Origin of the sequence: Streptomyces glaucescens, from assembly GCF_002154375.1 — a bacterium.
Lineage (GTDB): Bacteria > Actinomycetota > Actinomycetes > Streptomycetales > Streptomycetaceae > Streptomyces > Streptomyces glaucescens.
The window spans coordinates 1-4,981 of sequence record NZ_MUND01000850.1; the positions used below are offsets into that span (position 1 = coordinate 1).

A 4,981-nucleotide genomic window follows, 5' to 3' on the forward strand; every position below is an offset into this window, starting at 1 on the left:
GTACGCCCGCCGCTGTGCGGGGTCGAGGAGCAGCAGCGGGAAGTCGGAGAGGACCATGCCGTCGTCGGGGTGGACGATCTCCAGGGGGGTGCGCAGGGCGCCGGAGGCGTTGAGGGCGAGGAGTTCCGCCTCGTGGGCGATGAGCGCGTTGGTGTCGCCCTGCCGGCCGGGCACCGTACGGTTCGGCATGGCCGACCCGCGGCGCAGCGACACCGGCCGGGCCGCGCTCGTCGGCGTCGCCACCGCCGCCGCCGGCACCGGCACCGCCCTGCGCGAAGAGGACGTCACCTGCGACCGGCTGCGCGGCTTCCGCTCCGGCCAGAGACTCACCGCCGCCAGCTCCCGCGACCTCGTCGAGCGCTACCCCGCCCGGCAGGGCGACACCAACGCGCTCATCGCCCACGAGGCGGAACTCCTCGCCCTCAACGCCTCCGGCGCCCTGCGCACCCCCCTGGAGATCGTCCACCCCGACGACGGCATGGTCCTCTCCGACTTCCCGCTGCTGCTCCTCGACCCCGCACAGCGGCGGGCGTACCGCGAGGTGACCGACTGGCTGCTCGCCGCGGACACCCAGCGCGCCCTGATGGAACGCACGTACCGCCGCCCGGTCAACCAGGACGTCGTACCGTCCGCGCGGCTGCGCACCCCCGTCGGCAACGCGCTCTCCTTCCCCGACCGCCTCTCCATCGTCGAGCAGCTGATCACCGACTACGGCGACCCCGCCCGGCGCACCGCCGACCAGGTCGTCTTCGTCCTCGACTTCTCCACCTCCATGCGCGGCGACCGCATGGCCGCACTGCGCGCCGCCTTCGCCGGACTCAGCGGCGCCGACGACACCTCGACCGGCAAGTTCGCCCGCTTCTACCGCGGCGAGCGGCTCACCGTGGTCCGGTTCGGCGGCCGGGTGCTGGAGGAGCGCACGGTGACGGTGCGCGGCGACGCCGACCTGCGCGCACTCAACGCGACCGTCGCGCGCGGAGGTTACGACGACGCGACCGCCCTCTGGTCCGCCCTGGACCGCGGCTACCGCATCGCCACCGCCGCCGTGCGCCAGGAACCCGGCCGGCCCGTCGCCCTCGTGCTGATGACCGACGGCGAGAACAACGCGGGCATCACCTACCGGGAGTTCCTGCGCCGCCACCGGGCGCTCGCGCCCGAGTCCGAGGCGGTGCCCACCTTCCCCGTCCACCTCGGAGAGGCCGACCCGAACGCCCTGCGACGGGCCGCCGACGCGACCGGCGGCCGCATGGTCGACGCCGGACTCTCCTCCCTTTCCGACGCGTTCAAGGAGATCCGTGGGTGTCATCGACAGTGAGTGGTGGGCCCTGTGGTGGCCGTGGCTGGTCGTCTGGGCGGCGACGGCGGCCTGCTGGGCCGTCCTGCTGCGCCACGCCCTGATCCGGCTCGGCGGACCCCGCAGACGCCGCCAGGGCGGCCGCACGGTCCACGGCATGTGCTTCTTCCTGCACGAGCAGCGGGTGATGGACCTCTACCAGCAGGGCGGCTTCTCCGCCGCGCTGGAACAGGAGGTCGCCGACCGGATCAACGTCACCAGCGGCCTCGGCCTGCGCGCGAAGTTCGGCCTCGGCGGCGGCAAGGCGAACCGGGACGTCACCAAGGAACGCGTCACCGCCTACATCCAGCAGAGCACCCCGATCACGGTGATACGGCTGCTCATGGACACCATGCGCAAGGAGGACGTGGTCGTCCAGGCCGATCTCACCACCGGTCTGATCGTGCCGAACCGGGCCCTCGCCGGCACCCTGCGCGAGCGCGGCGACCACGTCCCGCTCACCTCCGTGGCCGTCGTCTCCGCCTTCGTCTCCGTCACCGGCCGCTTCACCGCCCGCCGTTCCGACAACGGTGACATCGTGCTGCGCGCCCCCTACGGCGACGGCCCCCGCCCCGCCCACGTCCGCGTCACCTGCGAGGCGGCGGGCGTCCGCGAGGGCTTCCAGAACGCGGAGTACTTCACCGGCGAGTTCCAGGCGCGCTGCCTCGGCAAGGTGCAGACCTGGAACAGCGAGACAGGCGAACTGTCCCTGAACCCGGTGGCGATCTTCCTCTGACATACCGTCAGACGGCGGAACGGGGACGGCCCCCCGCCCGGAAGGGCGAGGGGCCGTGACGCAGCGAGCGGGGCGTCAGCCGCGCTGGATGCCGCTGGTGTCCTGCAGGACACCCCTGCGGCCGTCCTGCGTCTGCGCGACCAGCGTCGCACCGCGCTGCTCGACGGCCAGGTACCAGGTGCCCGGCGCCAGTTCGGCGATCGGCGTCGGCGAACCGTCCTCCGCGAACAGCGGACGCGGCACCGGAACGGCGAACCAGAACGGCGAGAAGTCGCCCGCCGGCTGCTGCGGAGCCTGCGCCTGCTGCGGCTGCTGCTGCGGCTGGGCGCCGTACGGCTGCTGCTGCGGGCCCGGCTGCGGCTGACCGCCGAACGACGGCTGCGGGGCACCCGGGCCGCCCGGACCGCCGGGGTAGCCGTAACCGCCTTGCGGCTGGGCGCCGTACGGCTGCGGGGCGGCCGGGCGCGGAGCGCCGACCAGCGCGGCCTTGAGGGCCGGGACCAGGGGAGTGGCGATCGCGGCGGCGGCCATGATCAGGGTCGCGATGAGGGCGAGGATCAGGCCCGTGCCGGCATCGGGGGCGCCGTCGTTCGAGCCCGGGCCGATGTTGTCGATGCCGCCCGTGACGTCGAAGATGTTGCCGAGCGCGCTCCAGGCCGCGAACACCGTGAAGGCGATGCCGAACTGGCCGAGGTCCAGGCCCGCGATCTTGCGCGGCTGCGGCAGCCCGCGCGAGACGACGACGAGCGCGGCGCCGATGAGACCGGCGAGGACCACACTGAGGACGACCGGACCGCTTCCCCAGAGGCTCGGGAGGTCGTAGTCGTCGGGTACCCCGTCGATCGAGTAGAGGCCGAGGAACGACGCGATGAACAGCAATACCGCTGCTCCGATCACCACGCCGTCGCCTCTAGTGAGGGAGCGGATATTCACTTCAGGTCCTTCGTAGGTCGTCTCGTCGTCGTCAGAGGCGTCGCTGTCACCATGTCGCCGTCAGGCCCTGGTGTGAAGCGCGGGGGTGGCCCCTCATCGTACGGACGACCCTATCGTCCGCCCGTCGGGGCTGTCCGCCGGGATCCGTGCGCCCAGCACTACCCGCGCAGGAAACTCACGATTCCCTCAGAGATCCCTTGCGCCGCCTTCTGCCGCCAGGCGCCGCTGGTCAGCAGCGCCGCGTCCTTGCTATCGCGCATGTTCCCGCACTCGATGAACACCTTCGGAACCGTTGACAGATTGAGACCGCCGAGGTCCTCGCGGGTGACCAGTCCGGTGCCGTCGCCGACGTAGTTGGAGGGCGCGCTGCCGGTCGCGCGCACGAAGTTCCCGGCGATGCGCTCGCCCAGCTCGCGCGAAGGGCCCACGATGGCGCGGGTGTCGGCGGCGCCCGCCCGCACCTCGCCCGGCAGGATCACATGGAACCCGCGGTTCCCGGCGCCCGACCCGTCGGCGTGCAGGGACACCACGGCGTCGGCCTTCGCCTCGTTCCCGATCCGCGCCCGCTCGTCGATGCACGGCCCGAACGGCCGGTCGGCGTCCTGCGTCAGCTTCACGGTGGCGCCCTGCGCTTGAAGCAGTGTCCGCATCCGATGGGCGACATCGAGGGTGAACCGCGCCTCGGCGTACCCGTCGTTCGTCGAGGTCCCCGTGGTGTCGCACTCCTTGCGGCCCGTCCCGATGTCCACCTGCCGGTTGATCTCGGCGGTGTGCCGGACGTTGCCCGGATTGTGCCCGGGGTCGATGACGACGACCTTGCCCCTGAGCGGACCGGAGGCGGTCGTGGCCGTCGCGTCACGGCCCGTCCTGTGGTCGTCGGAGGCCGACGGGGAGCCGGAGGGGTCCGTGGGTGCGGGACGCGCGGAGCTGCGGACGTCACCGGCGGAAGCGCTCACCGAGGGCGCGGCCGTACCGCCGCCCGTTCCCCCTGCGCCCTCGACCACCAGCCACCCGGCCAGCGCGCCGACGGCCAGCGCGCCCCCCACCACGGCGAGCAGCCTGCGGCGCGGGCGACGGTTGGCGGGAGGATCGGATTCCGGACTCGCGTACGACACGGGGCCACCCTAGCGGGCGGCCGGCGAACTCACCGGGTGTCCCGCACCCGTCCGCCGCAGCACCCGCATCGACCCCGTGACCCCCACCTCCGTGAACGCCCCTGACTCCAGGGCCCGCAGGTAGACGCGGTACGGCGCCTGGCCGGTGAACTCGTCGGCCGGGTCCGGGAAGACGTCGTGGATGACCAGCAGACCGCCCTCCGCCACCCGCGGCGCCCAGCCCTCGTAGTCCGCGCCGGCGTGCTCGTCGGTGTGGCCGCCGTCGATGAAGACGAGACCCACGGGCGTGTTCCACAGCGCCGCGATCTGCGGCGAACGGCCGACCAGGGCCACCACGTGCTCCTCCAGGCCCGCCTTGTGCAGGGTGCGGCGGAAGGTCGGCAGGGTGTCCATCAGACCCAGCTCCGGGTCGACCGTCTCCGGGTCGTGGTACTCCCAGCCGGGCTGCTGCTCCTCGCTGCCCCGGTGGTGGTCGACGGTGATCGCGGTGACACCGGACGCGCGGGCCGCGTCGGCGAGCAGGATCGTCGACCGGCCGCAGTACGTGCCGACCTCCAGCAACGGCAGCCCGAGCCGCCCCGCCTCCAGCGCCGCCGCGTACAGCGCCAGCCCCTCGTCGACCGGCATGAACCCCTTCGCGGCCTCGAACGCGGCCAGGATCTCCGGCTTGGGTGCCGTGCTCATGGGGTCCCGTCCCTCTCGGTCGTACGACTCTTCCACCCGCCATGCTGCCGCAACCCGAAGCCCCACCCGACAGGGGGTACGACAACCACCCCGAAGGGGCGCGGGGAACTGCGCGACCGACCACGACGCCGCGGCACCCGCAAGACGGCAGGACCCCCGCCAGGGGCGCGGGGAACTGCG

General features: G+C 73.0%; 5 protein-coding genes and 1 pseudogene. 2 read left to right on the top strand and 4 right to left on the bottom strand.

The window, feature by feature from the left end; translation table 11 throughout:
* Positions 1-189: pseudogene (locus CCN42_RS45315) on the bottom strand (hypothetical protein); the annotation flags it as partial.
* Here CCN42_RS45315 and CCN42_RS38280 point away from each other — a divergent pair.
* Together CCN42_RS38280 and CCN42_RS38285 are read left to right on the top strand one after the other, a co-directional pair.
* Positions 188-1,315: a VWA domain-containing protein gene (locus CCN42_RS38280; protein WP_245877665.1), complete on the top strand. Its 1,128-nt coding sequence runs from the start codon at positions 188-190 to the stop codon at positions 1,313-1,315. The pseudogene CCN42_RS45315 and the gene CCN42_RS38280 overlap by 2 nt on opposite strands.
* On the top strand, positions 1,296-2,069 hold the full coding sequence (locus tag CCN42_RS38285; RefSeq protein WP_086741837.1) for a hypothetical protein: 774 nt from the start codon (positions 1,296-1,298) through the stop codon (positions 2,067-2,069). Before CCN42_RS38280 ends, CCN42_RS38285 begins: the two co-directional genes overlap by 20 nt.
* A gap of 75 nt (positions 2,070-2,144) precedes the next feature.
* Here the strand turns inward: CCN42_RS38285 and CCN42_RS38290 are convergent, their stop codons facing one another.
* From CCN42_RS38290 to CCN42_RS38300, 3 genes are all read right to left on the bottom strand, one after another.
* A complete protein-coding gene (locus tag CCN42_RS38290; protein ID WP_086741838.1) occupies positions 2,145-3,002 on the bottom strand; it encodes a DUF5336 domain-containing protein in 858 nt (285 codons plus the stop codon).
* Between the two features lie 158 nt (positions 3,003-3,160).
* Positions 3,161-4,117: an N-acetylmuramoyl-L-alanine amidase gene (locus CCN42_RS38295; protein WP_086741839.1), complete on the bottom strand. Its 957-nt coding sequence runs from the start codon at positions 4,115-4,117 to the stop codon at positions 3,161-3,163.
* Positions 4,118-4,126: 9 nt separating this feature from the next.
* Positions 4,127-4,801: a class I SAM-dependent methyltransferase gene (locus CCN42_RS38300; RefSeq protein ID WP_086171771.1), complete on the bottom strand. Its 675-nt coding sequence runs from the start codon at positions 4,799-4,801 to the stop codon at positions 4,127-4,129.
* Positions 4,802-4,981: the final 180 nt, after the last annotated feature.

Excerpts from the sequence above, each read along its gene's own strand:
- CCN42_RS38300 (WP_086171771.1), bottom strand. The coding sequence starts at position 4,801 with ATGAGCACGGCACCCAAGCCGGAGATCCTGGCCGCGTTCGAGGCCGCG.
- CCN42_RS38280 (WP_245877665.1), top strand. The coding sequence starts at position 188 with ATGGCCGACCCGCGGCGCAGCGACACCGGCCGGGCCGCGCTCGTCGGC.